We start from the raw sequence: 20,515 nt of genomic DNA on the forward strand, positions 1-20,515 counted from the left end.
GGATTTTAAATGAAACGAACTCAGCTTGCCGCCGCCGTTCTGTTGGCAACAGGAAGTGTTTCGGCATTCGCCGCGACCTATTCAGTGACGCCTCTTCCTTTACAGGATACCGCTAGAAACAATTTTGCTCGTTCGATCGATAACTCAGGCAAAATGCTGTCTGTTGCACAGTTGGAATTCAACCCACCTATCGACGCTGAACAGCTTGAAGAAGATACAACTTTTTTCGATCAATTCGGTGAAAGCCTAGAAAACGAAGACAATGCGCGTCAGGGCGTTTTTACTGATGTCGATTACACCACGATCGTAAACTATCTTCTGTCGAATTCGACGTCGACAACGGGTCAGAAACTGGCGTCATACAGAACCTATGCCACCGATACGCAAGATATCGCTTTGGTGCCAGGTCTTGATCAGGTAACAGATAAGTTCGATGACTACACGCAGTCTGTTGAATCAACAGGGCGAGATAGCCTGAACGGCAACTTCATCGTTGGAGATTCAACGGCGCTAGTGGTACTCGACCCATATGAAGACGAAGATGGCGACACAATTAACTACACGTATCCGGAGTCGGCACAACAAGCGTTTGTCCAAGCTTCGGGCGAAACTAAAGTACTACCTGCAGTTGACACGACAGCGGGCGGCTTTTCGTCAGCTCGTGCAGTTAACGCGAATCTACAAGTAGCGGGCTTTAGTACGGTTAGTTTCCGTGACGATGTAAGTGATGCAGTAGATACATGTGCAGATGATGAAACCCGTGGAGACAGATCGGAAGGACGCTGTTTATATACAATATACAACGGTGAATTTGCTGTTCCACGCATCTCTAGCTATTTTATCAATTCCTCTTCTGCCTACCTGCCTAGTTTCGTTCTCCTATCTGAAGTGAATGCCACAATATGGCAAATCGATGTTAATGGTGATGTGATAAGCACCGACACTTACCCTCTATTGTTTGAACCTGATGAAGATGATGCACTTCACTACTTCACTTATGCCTATGACATAAACAATCAAGGTATCGCAGTAGGCGAAGGATTAACGGGCGATCGCATTACGATTACACGCCCAAATTCCTCAGGTAGAACCGAAAGTGAACGTGTTGCCACAGTGTTCAGAGATGGTGAAACCATTGAGCTTCTTCCTCGCGAAGAAAATATCATTAGCCAAGCTATCGCAATTAATGACGAAAATTGGGTGACGGGCGCAGTGCTTCGTTCACAAAGCGATATCGCACGTTCTCGCTTATTTGTTTATAACCTTGATACCCAAGAGCAGCATTACCCCGATGGTTTCTTCGTGAGTGCCGGTGTAACCGCAAACGCTATCAACAATAATAATATTGTTGTGGGTAAAGCAGACGTAGATGCAACAAGCGATACTCTTCGTGAAAGCGCAGCATTTATGTACAATATAGACACTGAAGAGTTTACTGACTTAAATGATTTAGTGTCTTGTGATAACCCGTACGAGCTAATTGAAGCGGTAGATATCAATGATGACAATGAAATCATTGCGAACGCGAGAATTAAGGCGACAAATAAATACGTTACTGGCGTCGATGTAATTAACTCTGACGGTGAAACGCAAGAAGTTGACACAGTCGTTGCTGTTAAGCTGTCTCCATTAGCAAATGGTTCTATCGAAGAATGTGAAGTCCCTGAAGACGAACAACCTTACGAGCGAAAAGGAGCTGCAACAGGTATACTCGCATTTTTTGGTCTATTTGCTGCAGTATTTATGCGTAGACGTTTAAAGAAATAGCTGACCATTTGGACAATATGTAATCAACATTAAAAGAGCCACCTATGCGTGGCTTTTTTTATGCCTAAAAAACGTAAAAAAAGACATATTTATGCATAAAAAATGTAACATAAATTTCATAGAAACTTCATTTATTTAAATTTTGTCAAGCCCTTTTATTTTTTATTTTTCTTGAACCATTTAGTGAATTGCACTATCACAGTATTGTACGCAATCACTTTTCCGGCACTATCAACCGAAATGATGTAGAGCGCTCGAGAAAATGATTTGTTGTACTTTCAACAAACAAAAGAGGCTAATCAATGAAAAGACAAAAAAGAGATAAACTGACACGCGCCCATTCGAAAGGCTATCAAGCTGGCATTAGCGGTCGTTCAAAGGAAAATTGTCCATTTCAGCAAAACGATGCACGTTCACAGTGGTTAGGTGGATGGCGCGAGGCAGTAGAAGACAGACACTTAGGTTTAAGTGTTAAATAATACTTCTCTTTTATGAACTGATTATGCAAAAAGGAAAGCCCCTGAAAAGGGGCTTTTTTGTTGGTCAACGTTAATTGACCTTATAGCTCTATAAAGGCAGTTTAGAAGTTTGAGGTATCTTGGAACAAGCCAACTTTCAAATCTTTCGCTACGTAAATCTCACGGCCATCAACTTCTACTGAACCATCTGCCATACCCATGAAAAGTTTACGCTTTATCACGCGCTTCATCGTGATCTTATACGTTACCTTCTTAGCGGTTGGAAGGATTTGACCGGTAAATTTAACTTCACCTACACCCAAAGCTCGGCCTTTACCAGGGCCGCCGCTCCAACCTAAGAAGAAACCAACTAACTGCCACATCGCGTCTAGGCCTAGGCATCCCGGCATTACCGGATCACCTGGGAAGTGACAATCAAAAAACCATAAATCGGGGGTAATATCTAATTCAGCGATAATTTCGCCTTTCCCGTGCTCACCGCCATCTTCTGTAATTGAAACTACGCGGTCCATCATTAACATGTTAGGTGCGGGAAGTTGACTGTTACCTGGGCCAAACATTTCACCACGGCTACACGCCAATAAATCTTCTTTATTAAAACTATTTTTCTTCTCTGACATTCCCAACTCGTTGCTGTTATTAAAGTGACGCTGCTAATTTAGCGAACAGTTGTACGCCAAACAACTCTGAACAGTCATTTTTCTGAAGAAAAACGCATGCTAATATAGGTTTAGCAACTTTGGCTTGTACAAACATCGTTCTACACGTGTGATTTTTGTACGACTTCTAAATACAAGCTCTACAGTAACGTAACATTGTGTGAAAACTATGACAGAACAAACAACGAAAAAAAGCATTAAAAAGAGTGCCGCAGATAGAGCTAAAGCCAACGCTGATAAACAACGAAGGTTCAGAGAAAGGCAAAAAGACGCAGGTAAGAAACTTGTACGGGGCTATGTTAGCCCTGAAGCAAAAGCATGTTATGATGAAATACGCGACAAAACTGGCTGGACTGACAGTGAAGCTATGTCAAATGCCATGCGGCTTATGTACGCAGCTTACAAATGTGGACAAATTAAACTACTGAATGAATGGCTTCGCAAAAATAACCGTTAGCCGGTTTATTTAATTTTTGTTTTCAGCCATGCACGACTTGGACTATTTTGCATGGTGTGGCGTTTAACAATACGATGCGCCTCTTTAACCACATCATCTCGCTCGCGATAGTCCCATAAGCGCTTTGCCGTGATGCGATTATTCTCTGTTATATCAACGAGCGGTTCCACGTAGTCGCGTTCAACGTCAAAATCTAACATTTGCGCTTCTAGGGGTGGCAATAGGTGAGGGGCGTGAACAGCTTCACTGGGTAATTTAGCAAGTTCTGGCACCCACTTCTTGATGAATACACCGTCAGGATCTAATTTTGAAGATTGTGTTGCAGGGTTGTATAACCGCACGGTGTGAATGCCGGTTACGCTAGCCTGCATCTGTATTTGGGGGTAATGAATGCCTGGCTCAAAATCTAAGAACTGTGTTGCCAAATAATGCGCTGCCTTTAGCCAGTGTACATTTAGGTGATGACACAGAAAACTGGTTACCATGGCACGCATTCGAAAGTTTAAGTACCCGGTATATTTAAGTGCTCGCATGCAGGCATCTACCAACGGATAGCCGGTCAATCCCATTGTCCAAAGGTAAAAGCGACGCCCGGCTTCTGGGCCATCTATAAACGGAAAGTTTTCGTATCCACTATTCATTGGTCGCCATTCAATACTGTGTTCGCTCTCAAATTTTTGAATAAAATGGCAGTGCCAATGTAACCGAGACGTTAAAGCGGCTAGGGCGCGGCTCCATTGTTTTCTATCAGAATTCGGCAGTAACTTTTTCGTCTGCTTTTGATGTTGAACGCTTTGGTAAACTTGCTTAATTGATAGATTGCCCCATGCCAAGTAGGGACTTAAACGAGAACATGCCCGTCTTGCATATTCCGGCTTAGAAATATGCTGATGGTAGTATTGTCCTCTAGCATCGAAAAAATCTTTTAATACTTGCCAAGCACGCCTTTCACCGCCTGGCTGCATCTTGTTTAATTTTTTTAACTTGTCTAAAACATCCTGCCGATAATAATTCGATTTCTCGCTACAATGAGTGCCGGTTTGACTAGTAATATGACAATCAAACAGACCAAGCTCATCTAAATTTTTGCAAGCAGTATTGATGTTGTTGTGCTGGGCCCAGTCGACCCAATTAACGCTGTTTATATCAATATCATAGGTTTTCGTTGTAAAGTGACGATCCCAGTTTTGCTGCCATTGCTCGCGGTGAGGCAAACCACGCATCACTGCGCCATACTGGGACTCAATATGGTTTATTTTTCTTTTCTTCAAATAGTTACCAACTGAAATATCACGGTTATGCGTAACGCTCAACCCTATTTCTTGGTAACTCCTAACTGCTGAAATGGCGTAGTGCTGGGCAATAAGTTCGAGCGCATCAATAACTTCACAGTGTAAGGTAAGTAAACGGGCGTCTGAAGGCAACTGGGCGTTAATGTCGTCGATACTTTGCTGGATAAATTGCCAATGACGCATGTCCATATGCGGGTCGGCTATAAGGGAAGGTTCCCAACAAAAAAGCGGAAGAATGTTTTCGTTTTTTTCAACTGCACGGTAGAGAGGCTCGTGGTCTCGAAGACGAAGGTCACGTTTAAACCATATGACAGTCACAGATTGTTTAGAATGTACTGGAACCATATGACGAACTAACTACAACCACTTTTTACGAAATTGGCCGTCCGAATCATAAATCTCAGTCTGCTTTTGAAGGTTGAACTGTCTGTGGCCGCGAGGGTCGCTTCCAACACCAGCCAAGTAAAGCCAATTGCCCCAATTACTCCCCACATCGTAATCGATTAATTGATGCTCAAACCACGCTGCACCGTATCGCCAGTCCTGCCTTAGTTCGTGAACAAAACAGCTCGCAACCAGTTGCCTGGCTCGGTTTGACATATAGCCAGTTTCAGCGAGTTGTCGCATGCAAGCATCGACTATCGGGTAACCGGTTTTTCCTTCGCACCATAACGCAAAGGTTTCCGGACAATGCTGTGTCGACGGCTTTTTACCCTGGATACCGCTAAAACGAAACCAATTGGCCCCATATTTACACTGTAACCAATGAAAAAATTCGCGCCAAAGTAATTCAAAGTATATCCAATAAGTGGAATCGTTTTTTTCAACAGTTGCTTCAAACTGTTGAACTTGCCGAATGACTTCCCGTGCAGACAGCGACCCGTTCGCTAACCAGGCCGAAAGCTTGGTACTGTCTTGCCAAGTATCTAAAGCGTTCCTTGTGTCTTTATACGTTGCTGCAGCTTTCCAATCGAAGAGATAAGTATTTAAATGCGTCAGCGCTGCTGTTTCACCTCCAACAAACGATGATTGAGACGGGCTTGGTAAATCAGTATCAATGGCGAATAAAAAAGACTCATCTAATTGCGGTGTAAAAGGGCTTGGTAAGCTTTCCATGGGTGGATGGACAGATAATGGCTTACAGTGCTTTTCCACTTTTCTGCGAAACGGACTAAAAACGTCGGGCATCTCTTCGATGTTGAAAGGAAGGGTTTGTGCATCAAATAAGCCAAACGTCGGAGTTTCTATTACTGTTACCGAATCGAAAAAGCGCTTTACTGTATTTAATTGTGCTCTCTCATCAAAACCACAGTGCTCGCTTACCCCAAGGTGAGAATATTGTCCGGACTTCATCAATTGAACTAAACACTCAGCAGGGTCGCCTTTGACAATGAGCAAATCATGTCCGAGCTTAGCTAATTGCCGTTTTAAATCCCCGAGTGTTTGAAGCAGGAATGTGTGCCTATGTTTCCCCATAGGCGCAAAACCATATGTCGTAGGTGTAAACGCTTTATCATCAAGAATATAAAGAAAAGTAACCTGCTGAACTGCTTCACACAGCGCAGAAATAGCAGCATTATCGTGAAGTCTAAGGTCATGTCGAAACCAATATAAACCTCGTTGATTGTTGTTCATACGTTTTGATTGTTGGTGGTGATTTATCATACTAATTTTGAGTACTTTTTTACTATTTCTACGGATCCTGAATCCGAGTTTTATCGTAGTACATGCAATACGAATAATATTAAGATTTGGCGCAATGCCTGAGGAAAAAAAGTGACCGTTCCCGTTAGTATAATGTGGTTCAGACAAGACCTTCGTGTAAAAGACAATCCGGCCTTAAACGCTGCCTGTGATATGGGAAAAATAGTACCCATCTACATATATGATGACACTGCACCTAATGGCAGAGAGCCTGGGGGGGCAAGTAAATGGTGGCTGCATCATTCACTCTCGTCGCTCAATAAACGCTTGAACGGACATTTACAAATATTTAAGGGTGACCCACAGACACTTATTCCAAATTTAATGAAGTCATTTAACGCTAAAGGTATCTTTTGGAATCGGTGCTATGAGCCATGGCAAATAAACCGCGATAAAACGATCAAGAAAACCTTAATCGAGCATGATTATGAAGCCCATAGCTGTAACGGCAGCTTACTATGGGAGCCAATGAAAGTATTGAAAAAAGACGGTACACCGTATCGCGTATTTACACCCTACTACAAGAAGGGCTGCCTGCAGGTTGAAGAGCCTCGTTATCCCAAAGCACCACCCGCACGTATTACTTATGCGGATGTCAACAACGACAGCGATGGATTAACATCGCTAGACTTACTCCCTTCCATCAACTGGGATGCAACCATTGAAAAAGAGTGGTCACCAGGCGAAGACGGCGCCGCTGATAATTTAGCTGACTTTATTGAAAATTCAGCACGTAAATACAAAGACGGCAGAGACATACCGTCAGCCAATGGGACATCGCGTTTGTCGCCGCATTTACACTTTGGTGAAGTGTCTCCAAATCAAGTTTGGTACGCGATAAAAGACAAGTTTGGAAATAGTGAAGACAAAAGCATTGAAACCTACTTGAGTGAGTTAGGTTGGCGCGAGTTCAGCTATTATTTGCTGTTCCATTTTCCTACTTTGCCTAATAAGAACTTCAACGAAAAGTTCGATAAGTTTCCTTGGCGCACAGATGCGAAAGCGCTCAAAGCGTGGCAAAAGGGAAATACAGGCATTCCTATCGTAGACGCTGGCATGCGCGAACTGTGGCAAACGGGCTACATGCATAATCGAGTTCGCATGATTGTGGGCTCGTTTTTAGTGAAAAATCTATTACTCAGTTGGCATGAAGGCGAGCGATGGTTTTGGGATACATTGTTGGATGCCGACCTTGCGAGTAACAGTGCCAGTTGGCAATGGGTTGCGGGTTCTGGCGCTGATGCTGCGCCTTACTTCAGGATATTTAACCCAATACTACAAGGCGAAAAATTTGATAAAAAGGGCAACTATGTGCGTAAGTATTGCCCTGAATTGAAAAAGCTGTCAGACAAGTATATCCATAAGCCATGGGAAGCCCCTTCGGCGATATTGAAAGATGCAGGTATAGAACTTGGTAAGGAATACCCAAAACCTATTGTTGATTTAAAAGCATCGCGTCAACGCGCGCTAGACGCATTCCAAACATTAAAAGAGTAGGGTATGGCAGCACTCATTTTAGTTTTAGGCGATCAGCTTACCGAGACGTTGCCAGCGATTGCTAACGCAGTAAAAAGCAAAGACACAATTTTGATGGCGGAAGTACGTGAAGAAGCCACCTACGTTAAGCACCATAAGAAGAAGATAGCGTTTTTGTTTAGCGCAATGCGTCATTTTGCCAAAGCGTTGCGAGAAGACAATTTTAACGTTAACTATGTTCATTATAGCGACAAAAACAATCAGGGCGATTTGCTCGCTCAGGTTAAGCATGAACTTAACGGAAATGATTTTGACGAAGTAAAGGTGACTATGCCCGGAGAGTACCGCTTACTCAAAAGCATGGAGCAATGGGAAAACGTGCTTGGCATACCCGTTAGTATATGTGATGACAATCGCTTTTTATCGTCCCCACAAGAATTTACGGACTGGGCTGAAGGCAAGAAACAACTTCGAATGGAGTTTTTTTACCGTGAGATGCGTCGCAAACACAACGTGCTCATGGAAGGAAAAAATCCCATTGGCGGTAAGTGGAATTACGATGCCCAGAATCGCGAAGCAATGCCTGAAACCCAGAGAGTACCGAAGCATTCTACGTTTGAGATTGATGACATTACTTCGAAAGTTATCGAGCTCGTAAAAAGCGAGTTTAACGATCATTTTGGCGATATCAATCACTTCCACTTTGCGGTAACTCGAAAAGACGCACTCAGCGTATTGAATACTTTTATAGAAGAAAGATTACCTAACTTTGGTCAGTATCAAGACGCCATGGTGGAAGGCAAGCCTTGGCTTTACCATTCACATATCGCGTTTTATTTGAACTGCGGTTTATTGACGCCAAAAGAAGCCATTCATGCAGCCGAGCAAGCTTACCATGCAGGGCAAGTTCCACTGAATTCTGCTGAAGGGTTCATTCGCCAGATTCTGGGCTGGCGGGAGTATGTCAGAGGGTTCTACTGGCACTTTATGCCAAATCTAAAAACTGATAACTACTTCAATAACAGCCGCGCATTGCCCTCGTTCTTTTGGGACGCCCAGACGAATATGAACTGCATGCGCCAGTGTATTAAAGAAACGCAGCAGAACGCTTATGCCCACCACATACAAAGATTGATGGTTATTGGTAATTTTAGTCTTTTAACTGAACTTAGCCCTGAGGAAGTGCAGGCATGGTATCTGTTAGTGTATGCCGACGCATATGAATGGGTTGAACTTCCTAATGTTGCGGGCATGATTTTGTACAGCGATGGAGGTAACCTAGCAAGTAAGCCGTACGTCGCAAGCGGAAGCTACATCAACAAGATGAGCAATTACTGCAAAAATTGCGGATACCAAGTTTCTAAAAAGACCGGACCAAAAGCGTGCCCGTTTAACTACTTATACTGGCACTTTATTGACAAACACAAGGAAAAATTGAGCAACAATCACCGCATGGCCATGATCTATAAAACCTACGGGCGAATGAAAGAAGAAAATATCGAAACTATGAAGCAAGATGCCTCAACATTCCTGACTAAGCTAACGAAAAATGAAGAAGTCTGATTTACCCACCAAAATTTGTCCGGTTTGTCAGAGACCATTTACTTGGCGCAAAAAATGGGAAAAGAACTGGGAAAATGTACGTTATTGCTCAAAACGTTGCGCTTCATCAAAAAAGTCAAAACATCAAGAGCCTTGCTAACACAAAGCGAAAGCGCAGGTAATGAATTCATACCGTGAAAAATATTAACCCTTACCAAGACGACAAAGTAACAATGCATTAACAAGTGTGACAAATGTAACCTTAATTGATTGCGCCACATAACAAACTTAGGATTGCGTTATATTGATTTAGAGAAGTAGTAATGTCACTTTCTACAAAAGATGCAATCTTACACAACCCATTGCTCGGCACTTTTTTTAAGCAAGCTTTCTTATCGCTCATAGGGCTTGTTGCTTTAACGACTGCAAGTCTAGTCGATGGCATCTTTATAGGACAATATGTCGGTGCATCTGGGTTAGCCGCAGTTTCATTACTATTACCCTACATCACCTTTCTGGTCGCTCTCTCGTTAATGCTAGCCATTGGGGGAAGCGTATCGATTGGTACTTTTATGGGGAAGGGCGACACAAAATCTGCCAGTGCGCTATTTACACAAATAATCGTTGTTGCTGTAACGCTTAATATTATGTTGGCAGTGGTAAGCTTCGTTGCAGAGCCTTTTCTATTCTGGCTTCTTCACATTCCGTCCGATGTCGTACCGTTGACTAGAGAGTATTTGTCAGTAATCCGATGGGTCTTCATTTTTCAATTTTCTACGATGGTGTTTTACTATCTTGTCCGTGCAGACGGTTACACCAAGCTTGCAACTATTGCATTAGCATTGGGTGCAGTGACAAATATTTTACTCGACGCATTATTAGTGGCGTACTTGGAATACGGTATTAAAGGCGCAGCTTACGCAACGGCTGCTGCTCAAATTGTGCAGCTCTCTGTACTACTTCTTTATTTTGGTGACAAAAATCGTGCAATAACCTTTTCGACGTTTAATAAGCCATGGCGTCGTGTATTCAGAGCCGTGAAAAATGGATTATCTGAGTTTACTAATGAAATTTCTGTGGGTGTTCTTTTTCTTGTAATTAACACTCTGCTCGTTATCAATTCTGGCAGCATTGGCGTTGCGGCATACAGTGTAGTTAACTACTTTATCTTTTTAAGCATTATGCTTAGTTTCGGTATAGCAGATGCGCTTCACCTGCTCGTCAGCTACAACCGCGGAGCGAGCCACACGTCACGTGTCAATGCTTTCCTGCTTATAGCGCTAACTACAGCATTCATAGCAGGGCTAATATTGACGGTTTGTTTACTGTGGTTTAATCATGTTTTTGTGGCGCTTTTTATCGAGCCTTCCCAACAACAAGCTACTAAATACGCGCACACCATCATTTTATATGTTTGGCCACTGTTTCTTGTAAATGGCTGTAACGTACTGCTCAGTGTATTTCTGACTGCAATTGAAAAACCATTACATTCCGCTGTCATAGCGTTAGGTAGAAGCATTTTATTCCCTGTTAGTTTCCTAGTATTGCTATTTCACTTCACGCCATCACCCCTGGCTAATGAAGGTAACGACATCAACATTTCCTTCCTCGTTGCGCTGCCTGCGGCTGAATGGGTGACCTTTTTACTCGCAGTGGTTTTGGTTTATAAACATTACTACCTAAAAAATACCCACATGTAACAAATGTAAAATTTATTGCTAATGAGAACTATTCTCACTAGATTGGCGCGGTAATTTGCTCATCTTAAAAGGGTCTGTACATGACTTCAGTAGCTAAGAAACAAGCTAATATCGCGTCGTTTCAAGCGTTTTTTAATGCTTATATTAAAGAAATCGATTCCGGTGTTTGGCACACAAAAGAAGACTGGGTAATTCGAACAGGAATACAGTTACAACCAAACGACAACTATGCCGTAGAGCTATATTTAACCTCTACTAATACTCGACTTTCAATATCAGCATCCTACCGCTCTACAGTAGGTCGTCATGCATTCACAGCAGTTTTCAAGCAACTCCCCAATAGTTTTCAATGGGAAGAAGTATCATTAATGAACGCTATTTTGTTGCTTATTGACGAAATATACAGTGGTAGCAAAGAGAGCCATGAGCTAAATGATGCAGTCGACGAGCAGAGTTTAGAGCTTTACGCCAGAACAATCGAAAGCCATCAGATTATGGCGCTTTACTTAGAAAACCGTGCTGGCGATCCCGATCTCGCAAGTAATAAGTTTATTGATTCTGAACAAGCTATACTTTTTGGTCATTGGTTACACCCCACGCCAAAGTCAAGACAGGGCATGCACCGATGGCAGCATGAACTTTTTACCCCGGAGCTAAAAGGCCAATTTAGACTGCATTATTTTGCTGCCAAGCAGGATATCACTCTTTCTAATAGTGCTGAGTCAATTTCAGCCTTTGAGATACTAGAAAATATTGTTTTAAGCGATGGCAAAGATTCTACAAAAACACTTATCGAAAAACTTCGAAAAGACAGTTTAAAGCTGCTGGCTCTGCATCCGCTTCAAGCGGATTGGTTGTGCGCTAAGCCTCACATTCAAGATCTGCTCAACAAAGGTGAGTTGATTCAATTGGGCGAATTAGGGCCTCTATTTACACCTACGTCTTCCGTCAGAACGTTGTATAACGCCGAGCTTAATTACATGGTTAAGCTATCGATACCAGTAAAAGTAACGAATTCGTTGCGAAAGAACATGCACCATGAGTTAGAGGCCGGAGTAACACTTTGTCGACTGCTTCAACGATGCGGCTTTTCAAGGCTTTATCCTAAATTCAAGTTCATCGACGACCCGGCTTATATTTCATTGAACGCTGGCGCCTCAAAAGAAAGTGGGTTTGAGTTGATACTCAGAAAAAATCCATTTAACTCAAAAAATGAAATCACAGGGCTTGGCGGAACGCAATCTATAGCCGCCTTGGTACAAGAGCCACTTGCACCAGGAACTTACTCGCGACTTGCCAAAATAATCCAAATGTTAGCCCAGAAAGAAGGCGAGGAATGTGCTGATGTCGCGCTAACTTGGTTTGATAATTACCTAGACTGTGCAATTGAGCCAGCAATCAGACTTATTGACCAGTGTGGTATAGCGTTAGAGGCGCACCAGCAAAATTCGCTTCTGGATTTAAGCGAAGGTTACCCAACTGCTTACTATTATCGTGATAACCAAGGGTTTTATTTATCAAAAGAAAGACAGCAAATTCTTGAGACTATGGAACCGCGACTCGCTCAGTGCGATGACCTGTTCTACGGTGAACAAATGATAATTAATCGCTTCACATACTACTTATTCTTTAATCAATTATTCGCTGTCATCAATCGCCTAGGTGCCGATCAACTTGTTCAAGAAGGTACGCTACTTCAAAAAGTGTACACCAGGCTAAATTCCATTCTTCCCACTTTAGGTTCGTTGGGCACAGCATTCGTCGCATCGGTATTGGGGCGAGAAAAACTGCCTTTCAAGGCCAATCTTCTGACTCGCGTTGAAGACGTGGATGAGTTAGAAGCCGAAGACGAGCTAGCTGTTTATGTCTGGGTAACCAACCCGTTTAAAAGCGTTGCGGTTCGAAGTGACACGCCATCGCTCGTTTGTAAACAAGCGAGTGAATTAGAAGAGGTGATTGCTGATGCTTGCTAGTTGCACTTTAGACACTACCGAAGAGCATCTCAGCGTGCCTACAGGAACAAGGGGAAAAGTATCGTGTAAAAACGAGAAACGCGTTGTCCGACAATTAATTGAAGCGCTTATCTTCGAAGGCTTAATTGATTTCTGTTTTGAAGATGGACTTTTCACATTTCAAGTGGGCGACAATTTTGTAACAGCTAATGGTAAACAGACGCTTTTCAGTCGGGTTCGTCTAGATGCCAATTCTATTAAGATAAACGGTGACCCTCTTACGTTATCTGACGCAGCGAAGATTATCCATACGCTTCCTTGCAGCAAAGAAAGACAAAATAAGCTAGTCGAAGAGTTAAAACATACACTGTTACTTTGCCGCTGGAATCAACAAAACCTGCTACAACTCTCAAGTAGACGAGCACTGAGCTATATTCGCTTAGAATCTGCTCTGATTGAGGGCCACCCGTACCATCCATGCTTTAAATCAAGAAGTGGCTTTAGCATTGAAGACCACGAAAAATATGGGCCTGAAGCCAGCAATACGTTTAAGCTTCATTGGCTTGCAGTAAAGCGTGAATACTTGTCCGTAAATTTCAACGGTGAAGTAGAGCAAAGTTTTTGGAAAAGAGAGCTAGGCCAATCTACTTATAAAAATCTGTCTGACAGCTTACGTAAACACGGCGGGGATAACCTACGTTACTGTTTTTTACCGGTTCATCCGTGGCAATATGACAAGCTAAAGCCTTCTCTTGAAAAACCGTTATCAAACGGTGACGTTTATTCTCTAGGCTTAGCTGGAGACGATTATCAAGCCAGTATTTCATTAAGAACCTTGCTCAATACAAGTAACGTTAACAAAGCGAGCGTCAAACTGCCGCTCAATATCGTCAACACGTCCTCTTTGCGTACTATTGAACCGCATTCAGTTTGTACTGCGCCACATATTTCAAAATGGTTGACTAACCTAATAGCCGAAGATGAGTGGTTACAAAGCCGTGATGCGCTAACTATACAAAGTGAATACGCGGGCATTTCGCTGAAGCAATCAGCGGATAGTGGAGAAAATGTCAGTTGGGCTGATGATTTATCCCCAAGCCTTAGTGTTATCTTTCGCGATGCCAGTGTGCTGAACGAACCGAATTATCAAACTGTACCATTCGCCGTACTTGCAAGTACTGAAGTTGACGGAAAGCCTTTCGTGGCGCACTGGATTGAGAAACATGGAGTAGAAAAATGGCTAGAAGCGCTTTTTAACACGGTTGTTCTTCCCGTCTGGCATTTATTGATTCATCACGGTATAGCCATTGAGGCACATGCTCAGAATACGTCCGTTGTACTGAAAGATGGATTACCTGTGAAAGTCATTCTGCGGGACTTTCACGAAAGTTTAGAGTTCGTGCCTGACTTTCTTGCGAACAAAAGTAACGTACCAGAATTCGATAAGATTAATCCAGAGTATGTTAACGCACCTGCCAATCTTTATTACTGGATGGAAGACGTCGAAGCCTTGCGAGAGCTATTTGTCGATACCGTGTTCGTCTATAACCTAACCGAGCTGTCGTTTCTTTTCTCTGAGCAGAACTATTGTGATGAGAACACTTTTTGGTCAAAGGTATGTAGTGTCTTACGTTCCTACAACGATAGTGGTGTGACGCCACATAGCCGAATTAACCGTCTCAATATATTTGAAACACAGGTTATTACTGAGTCGCTTTTGAAGAAAAAACTCTACGCAAGCAATGCGCATGAAGAGTTCCACCATACCATTACAAACCCTTTAGTAAAATTTGCCAAAGATACCTGCGGAGAATCGTATGCTTAGTATTGACGATAATGTCCTCTCAGCCCAAGACATCAGCTCGAAATTTAAAATATTTTCAAATGCACCCTATCTGAGCTCAAAAAAGGGTAGTGTGGCTGTGTGCATAGAAAGCGTCAGCGACTGGATTTCACTGTGTTTTTACGCGAAGGAAGCGGGCCTTACCGTGATGCCAATTCATGCCAGTACGCCAGAAAAACTAGCGACAAAATACGCAGAAAATGCCGGTTGCTATGCCCTTATTTATCAAACTCTAGACAATGTAATTATATTCCCTAAAAACGAAAAGCCTGATAATACTCCAGGATTAATTCAAATGAGTACTGGAACCACTGGTGCACCAAAGAGCATAAAACGGTCTTGGCGTAGTATCGATCAAGAGGTGTCTGCTTATGTTGCACATTTCAGTGCACCCAATTCAATGACTCCGGTGATTGCTTGTCCTGTTACTCATTCATACGGGCTCATATGCGGTATATTCGTTGGCCTTGCCAGAGGCAAGCATCCCAGAGTCTTTACCAGTATAAATCCTAAACATTTGCTAAAAGCATTGCTCAAACTTGAGCAACCATTGCTGTATTCGTCACCGTTAATGATAGATACCGTATGTATGCTATGGCCCAAGACAAGCAAACTTCACGCGGTAATGACCTCTGGCACACTCATGTCTGGACCTGTCTTTGAGCGAGCCAAATCAAAAGTGGAACATTTTTATCAACAGTATGGATGTTCTGAGGCCGGGTGCGTTGCAATAAGTAAAACCTTTGAAAGCACAAATGTAATAGGCGAAGTCCTTCCTCACCTTAGCGTTAAAGCAGGCAGCAGCCAAAGCGCTCCCAGTGAAATAGTTATCAAAATTAAACAACCGCTTGATGGACAATCGGCCGAAATTTATACCAATGATCTCGGTTATTTTGAAGACAAAGATGGTGTGCACCAACTGTGCTTCGTTGCGCGCCAAGACGATACCATTATTGTATCGGGGCTTAATGTGTACCCCAAAGACGTGGAAGACGTTGTGCTTAGTCACCCTGACATTGACGATGCCGTTTTATTTAAAGTACAGGACAGAAGTACAGGCTATCGAGCTTATCTTCAATTTTGCGCGCCACATCGTTATTCGAATGAAGATAAGGCCGCGTTGCGAAGTTGGTGCCATAAGCAACTAGCCACATATCAGGTGCCGTTCGATTTCATACAGGTTGATGCGATCAAGCGCTTACCCAATGGCAAAGTAAATCGCAACGAAATTGCAAAGAATTTCCAGTTAGAAGCAGAAACAACAGCAGCTACAGCCTAGAGTGCGTTATGAATTCAGAGTCCTTAATAAACACAATTGAACACGTGCTGGCACATGACATGGAATGCAAGCACATGCAAAAATTTTCTCCACGAGCTCGTTTAAACGAAGATCTCTATATTGATTCAGTGTTGCTTATGCAGTTGCTTATCCATTTAGAGTTGAATCACGATATTGAAATACCAGAAAGTGCAATATCTCAGGAGGATGTTAATACTGTCGAGAACCTTGCTCACTTCATTTTATCTTATCAGCAAACCAACAACATTGAGGTAAGTGATAGTGTAGATGAAGTGCCTTTCGAAGACATTAAAGTCCACTGTTTTGTAAGCTGTTTGTGTGAATGTATAAAAGCATCGCCCAAAGTCGATCATCGTCCTTTTTATTTTGGTGTGTGGGACGCGGAGGTAGTCGTCAATAAAGACCACATGCTTGCCTATCACGACGAATCTATTAGCCACGACTTTTTTATTCAATGGTATAAGGAAATTTATGGCGTAGAGGTTACCTCTTGGTATAACAATGAACAGACGAAAGCTCAGAACATTGCCAATTTGGAAAGGTTGCTCAATGACGCAACGCCTTCCCAGAACATCATGGTAATGCTAGATATGTACTTATTACCTGAGCGAGAAAATAAGTTTAACCAGAATCCTTTCCCTCACTATGTAATGCTAAAGAAGACGGAAGATACGGAACGGTGGCTTATGATGGACCCAGACTTCAGGTGGGAAGGAGAGGTTAAGCGTAAGGATGTTCTCAACGCTATTTCATCACCACATGTTGCGGGGGGCTACGTATTTGATAGTAATCATATAACGCATTCTTCTCTGCAAGCTATTTCCAGTTATTTCGATGCTACATTTTTCCCTGAACACAACGTGTTAACGGATGCAATCCGGAAAGTCATTGTAGCTCATCAACAAAAACCTGCTGATAGAGCATTGCTGGGTAATGCCCTTAAGCAAATCCCCGTTCTTGCAATTAGGAAATACGCCTATGAACATGGCTTTGCTTATTTCTGGAGAGATATTGGATTTCCAGAAGTAACATTCGAGCTTTGGTGTGATGAAATAGAAAAGCTGGTTTCTACATACAAAGCAATACAATACCGAGCGATCAAGCTCTCTGAATTAGCTAAAGAGAATCAAGACACATTACCGTTGTTTGATGAACTTTTCACATTACTCAATGAGCAAGATACCACGGAAAGAAAAATTAAATGTAAGCTTCAAACTGTGTACCAAGACTGGCTAGTTTTTCACAACCTTCAAGATAAAAAAGCTAACAATACCGTGGGCGTAGAAAACTTGGAGGCCGCCGTATGAATCTTTCAGTATGCACTATCACTTTTAGGCACCAACTTATCTCAATCGCTGAAATTGCAAAATGGTCCGTGGCAAATGGTTTTCAGGGGATCGAATTATGGGGTGCACATGCTACGAATTTAGAAGACCAACCCGAATATGGGAAAGAGTGGCTCTCAAGCTACGCGTTGAAAACATCCATGCTAAGCGATTATCTGCCACTTTTTGAAGGGAACGACGCTTTGTATTTTAAGGTTCATCGCCTTTGTCGTTTGGCTAAACACTGGGGGGCAACCAAGATTCGCACATTTGCTGGCAACGAAGGCAGCGCAGCCATACCTGAAGACCGAAAAAACCTGCTTTTCGAGCGGTTACAACTTGTCTGTGATTGGCTTAGCGACTATGGGCTTAACTTAGTTATCGAAACACACCCTAACACTTACGCTGACTCGGTGGGTTCTACCATTGAATTGTTTGAAAAAGTTAACAAAGACAATTTGCAACTAAATTACGATGTGTTGCATGTATGGGAATCTGGCGCTGACATTATTTCCTCTTGTGAACAACTCGCTCCATATATAAATCATTTTCACTTTAAAAACATAAGTAGCAGTAAACACTTAAGTGTGTTTGCTCCAGACAATGTGTATGCCGCAGCAGGCTCGCGAGAAGGCATGGTTCCCATTTTCGACGGTGCGGTAGATTATCAAGGGTTTATTGAATATCTGTACTCGAAACCATCTCTGCGAAATATTGACTCTTCACTCGAGTGGTTTGGGAACAATTGCAAGAATATCCTCAGTCAGGACAGATATAAATTACAGAAAATGAGCCAGGCCGCGACTACCGCTCAAGCCATTTAAGTATAACTGCAGAAATATATACAAAAGGACTTGTCGATATGTTTTCGATTTCAAATGTTCTCGCTTTACAAGCCATTTTCTGGGGATGTACAGCGCTTTATTTTTCGTCGGATCACCAAAGAACGTTCGCTCAATCAATGCCAAAGGGCTTAGGCAGCACGCTTTTTGTTGCCACTATCGTGCTGGCGGCCTTTCTTCTAGGAATGCAATACAACGCTTGGGCAATGATCTTTTCCACGATTACCATGATTATTTTTAATTTAGCACTAGTGACGTTTACGGGTGCACACGAAAATCGTCCCTCAAGGCTACTTGCATATGGAACAGGCGTTAACGTTGTTTTAGCGCTCATAGGAGGGGTTTATGTGGCGTAAAACCTATCTGTCCTTTCTAATTGGATTACTACTTAGCACAAGCATCATTTTGAATCTTAACCACTTTTTACCATTCGATGTAGATGTCAAATTGCTGGTGGGTTACATACTTGGATTTTTGATTTGGGCGGGGTTAATGAGTTACTTTTTCTGTTTCGAAAAGACTAAAAAGCCAGCGCTTCAATGCCTTTCCGTTTTGATTTTTTCACTTGTGCTTAATGTACTAATTAAATTAGGAGTAGTTGCATGAAAGCCAGCGTGATTCGTTCAGCCTTGGAAGGTCACGGATGGATAGGGCTATTTATTTCCATTCCTCTATTCATCGTTTTTTGGGCAGGCTCTCTTACTTTGTTTTACCCGGAAATCAAAGCATGGTCTGTTCTACCTCATACAGAATATCGTTCAGTCTCGGACCAGCTGCCACTTAACAACATATTGGACACAGTGTTTTCAGAATATGATGTGAATACGCAACAAAGAATGTTTGTAGTCCTTCCAACTGAAACAATGCCTCTATACGAGCTTCATCTTCCAGTAAATGAAACCCCGTCGGCTAAAAATGCACTGACTTCAATTTATGTTGATCCGGTTAATGGAGAAACGGTAGCGTCTATAGACAGTTTTCACTTAGCTGATTTTCTCTATGGCCTCCATATTGACCTGAATTTGCCACTGGGTGACCACATTGTCGGTATTGTGACCCTGTTTTTTACCGTTGTCATTTTCACTGGGCTAGTCGTTCAGTTCAAAAAGCTGATCACGCACTTTTTCTACTATCGAGGTGGCAGCACTACTCTTCGATATCAACTTACAGACATGCATAACGTAGTAGGGGTCATGAGCTTACCCTATACATTCATGTACGCGCTTACCGGTCTAATGTTTAATTTAGGTTTGATTTCTCAGATTGTGACACTCTTGTTTATCTACGATGGAGACAGGACTGCGCTACTAAACGATACAGGGTTTCCAAGAGTAACCGAATCTTACACTGGCATTGAAAGAGAAATGCCAGACCTGAATACCCTTATAACTTCGTGGGAAGAGAAAGAGAATGCAAAAGCTTCCTCCCTCAGGCTTACAAACTATGGTGATGAAAACGCGCTAATTCGTATTATTGGGCAACATAGATCGAACTTTTCGCAACGGATAGATATGACCTACCGTGTGCGTGAAAATGAATTTTCAGCAGATTTAAATCCCGCTGAAAGAAATGCCTTCGCCGATGGGACACGTTTTCTGTACGCACTGCATTTTGGGCACTTCGCAGGCGTCGATATAAGAATTGTTTTTTTCATACTCGGGCTGGGTGTATGCGGCTTAATTGTTGTTGGCAATATGTTGTGGCTTACTAAGTTTCAAAATAATCGCAGTATTTCTAGTCGCTTTAAACACAGCATATTTGCACTTACATTAGGTGGATGTGCTGGCATCGTGCCGGCGACAGCGTTTGCGTTTTTACTCGAGAGAGTGCTTGGTACAGATTTAAACAACAGGTCGTTTATTGTTGAAACTGCTTTCTTTGCGGTCTATGCCATATCGATCATAGGTGCGTTTTTCACTAAGCATGTACATTTAGCGATAAGCCGAACAGCACTGGCAAGCGGTCTCATTCTTGCACTTTTATCCCTTATTGAGGCACTTGGCCATAACCAAGCAATAATCCAATTTCTAAATAATGGCTACACCGGGCCTTTTTCAATTTCCTTCGTCTCTTTTGCTTTTGCCTGCCTGTTATTTTGGTTGGGTATAAAGTTTTCTGAGAAAGATGAAAAGAGCAAAGAATAGCAACATCAAACATTTAAAAGACAAAATAAAAAC

17 protein-coding genes are annotated in these 20,515 nt (G+C 42.5%); 14 read left to right on the top strand and 3 right to left on the bottom strand.

Annotation, left to right across the window (positions count from 1 at the left end; all coding sequences use genetic code 11):
- Positions 1–9 precede the first annotated feature (9 nt).
- The gene (locus BZA03_RS14200; RefSeq protein WP_110289118.1) at positions 10–1,767 is read left to right on the top strand and encodes a DUF3466 family protein; all 1,758 of its coding nucleotides are present in this window, start codon (positions 10–12) and stop codon (positions 1,765–1,767) included.
- A 302-nt stretch (positions 1,768–2,069) separates the two neighbouring features.
- Positions 2,070–2,246, top strand: coding sequence for a ribosome modulation factor (gene rmf, locus BZA03_RS14205; RefSeq protein WP_014949558.1), 177 nt, complete (start codon positions 2,070–2,072; stop codon positions 2,244–2,246).
- Positions 2,247–2,347: 101 nt separating this feature from the next.
- On the opposite strand, the gene fabA is transcribed toward rmf, so the two are convergent.
- Entirely contained in the window at positions 2,348–2,866 is a 519-nt protein-coding gene (gene fabA / locus BZA03_RS14210; protein WP_014949559.1) for a bifunctional 3-hydroxydecanoyl-ACP dehydratase/trans-2-decenoyl-ACP isomerase, read from the bottom strand.
- 208 nt (positions 2,867–3,074) lie between these two features.
- Between fabA and BZA03_RS14215 the strand changes: the two genes are divergently transcribed.
- Positions 3,075–3,362 (top strand): hypothetical protein, encoded by a 288-nt coding sequence (locus tag BZA03_RS14215; RefSeq protein WP_014976601.1) that lies wholly within the window; start codon positions 3,075–3,077, stop codon positions 3,360–3,362.
- A 5-nt stretch (positions 3,363–3,367) separates the two neighbouring features.
- Here BZA03_RS14215 and BZA03_RS14220 read toward each other — a convergent pair whose 3' ends face one another.
- A complete protein-coding gene (locus BZA03_RS14220) occupies positions 3,368–4,999 on the bottom strand; it encodes a cryptochrome/deoxyribodipyrimidine photo-lyase family protein (RefSeq protein ID WP_110289119.1) in 1,632 nt (543 codons plus the stop codon).
- Positions 5,000–5,011: 12 nt separating this feature from the next.
- Complete coding sequence (locus BZA03_RS14225) at positions 5,012–6,319, bottom strand: DASH family cryptochrome (protein ID WP_110289120.1); 1,308 nt, start codon at positions 6,317–6,319, stop codon at positions 5,012–5,014.
- A gap of 111 nt (positions 6,320–6,430) precedes the next feature.
- Between BZA03_RS14225 and BZA03_RS14230 the strand changes: the two genes are divergently transcribed.
- The 11 genes from BZA03_RS14230 to BZA03_RS14285 all read left to right on the top strand — a co-directional run bounded on the left by BZA03_RS14230 (position 6,431) and on the right by BZA03_RS14285 (position 20,482).
- A complete protein-coding gene (locus BZA03_RS14230) occupies positions 6,431–7,855 on the top strand; it encodes a deoxyribodipyrimidine photo-lyase (protein ID WP_110289121.1) in 1,425 nt (474 codons plus the stop codon).
- 3 nt (positions 7,856–7,858) lie between these two features.
- Positions 7,859–9,397 (top strand): cryptochrome/photolyase family protein, encoded by a 1,539-nt coding sequence (locus tag BZA03_RS14235; RefSeq protein WP_110289122.1) that lies wholly within the window; start codon positions 7,859–7,861, stop codon positions 9,395–9,397.
- The gene (locus BZA03_RS14240) at positions 9,384–9,536 is read left to right on the top strand and encodes a DUF2256 domain-containing protein (protein WP_014949565.1); all 153 of its coding nucleotides are present in this window, start codon (positions 9,384–9,386) and stop codon (positions 9,534–9,536) included. The genes BZA03_RS14235 and BZA03_RS14240 overlap by 14 nt, the downstream gene beginning before the upstream one ends.
- 163 nt (positions 9,537–9,699) lie before the next feature.
- The gene (locus BZA03_RS14245) at positions 9,700–11,076 is read left to right on the top strand and encodes an MATE family efflux transporter (protein WP_110289123.1); all 1,377 of its coding nucleotides are present in this window, start codon (positions 9,700–9,702) and stop codon (positions 11,074–11,076) included.
- A gap of 80 nt (positions 11,077–11,156) precedes the next feature.
- Positions 11,157–13,049, top strand: a complete 1,893-nt coding sequence (locus BZA03_RS14250) for an IucA/IucC family siderophore biosynthesis protein (protein ID WP_110289124.1) — start codon at positions 11,157–11,159, stop codon at positions 13,047–13,049.
- Positions 13,039–14,853: an IucA/IucC family siderophore biosynthesis protein gene (locus BZA03_RS14255; RefSeq protein ID WP_110289125.1), complete on the top strand. Its 1,815-nt coding sequence runs from the start codon at positions 13,039–13,041 to the stop codon at positions 14,851–14,853. The genes BZA03_RS14250 and BZA03_RS14255 overlap by 11 nt, the downstream gene beginning before the upstream one ends.
- On the top strand, positions 14,846–16,150 hold the full coding sequence (locus tag BZA03_RS14260; protein WP_110289126.1) for an AMP-binding protein: 1,305 nt from the start codon (positions 14,846–14,848) through the stop codon (positions 16,148–16,150). Before BZA03_RS14255 ends, BZA03_RS14260 begins: the two co-directional genes overlap by 8 nt.
- Positions 16,151–16,224: 74 nt before the next feature.
- On the top strand, positions 16,225–17,478 hold the full coding sequence (locus BZA03_RS14265) for a DUF6005 family protein (RefSeq protein ID WP_258364649.1): 1,254 nt from the start codon (positions 16,225–16,227) through the stop codon (positions 17,476–17,478).
- Complete coding sequence (locus BZA03_RS14270) at positions 17,475–18,320, top strand: sugar phosphate isomerase/epimerase (protein ID WP_039227687.1); 846 nt, start codon at positions 17,475–17,477, stop codon at positions 18,318–18,320. Before BZA03_RS14265 ends, BZA03_RS14270 begins: the two co-directional genes overlap by 4 nt.
- 38 nt (positions 18,321–18,358) lie before the next feature.
- A complete protein-coding gene (locus BZA03_RS14275) occupies positions 18,359–18,694 on the top strand; it encodes a hypothetical protein (RefSeq protein ID WP_110289128.1) in 336 nt (111 codons plus the stop codon).
- Positions 18,695–18,940: 246 nt separating this feature from the next.
- Positions 18,941–20,482, top strand: coding sequence for a PepSY domain-containing protein (locus BZA03_RS14285; protein ID WP_039227684.1), 1,542 nt, complete (start codon positions 18,941–18,943; stop codon positions 20,480–20,482).
- Positions 20,483–20,515 lie beyond the last annotated feature (33 nt).

Origin of the sequence: Alteromonas sp. I10, from assembly GCF_003201515.1 — a bacterium.
Classification (GTDB): Bacteria; Pseudomonadota; Gammaproteobacteria; order Enterobacterales; family Alteromonadaceae; genus Alteromonas; species Alteromonas macleodii.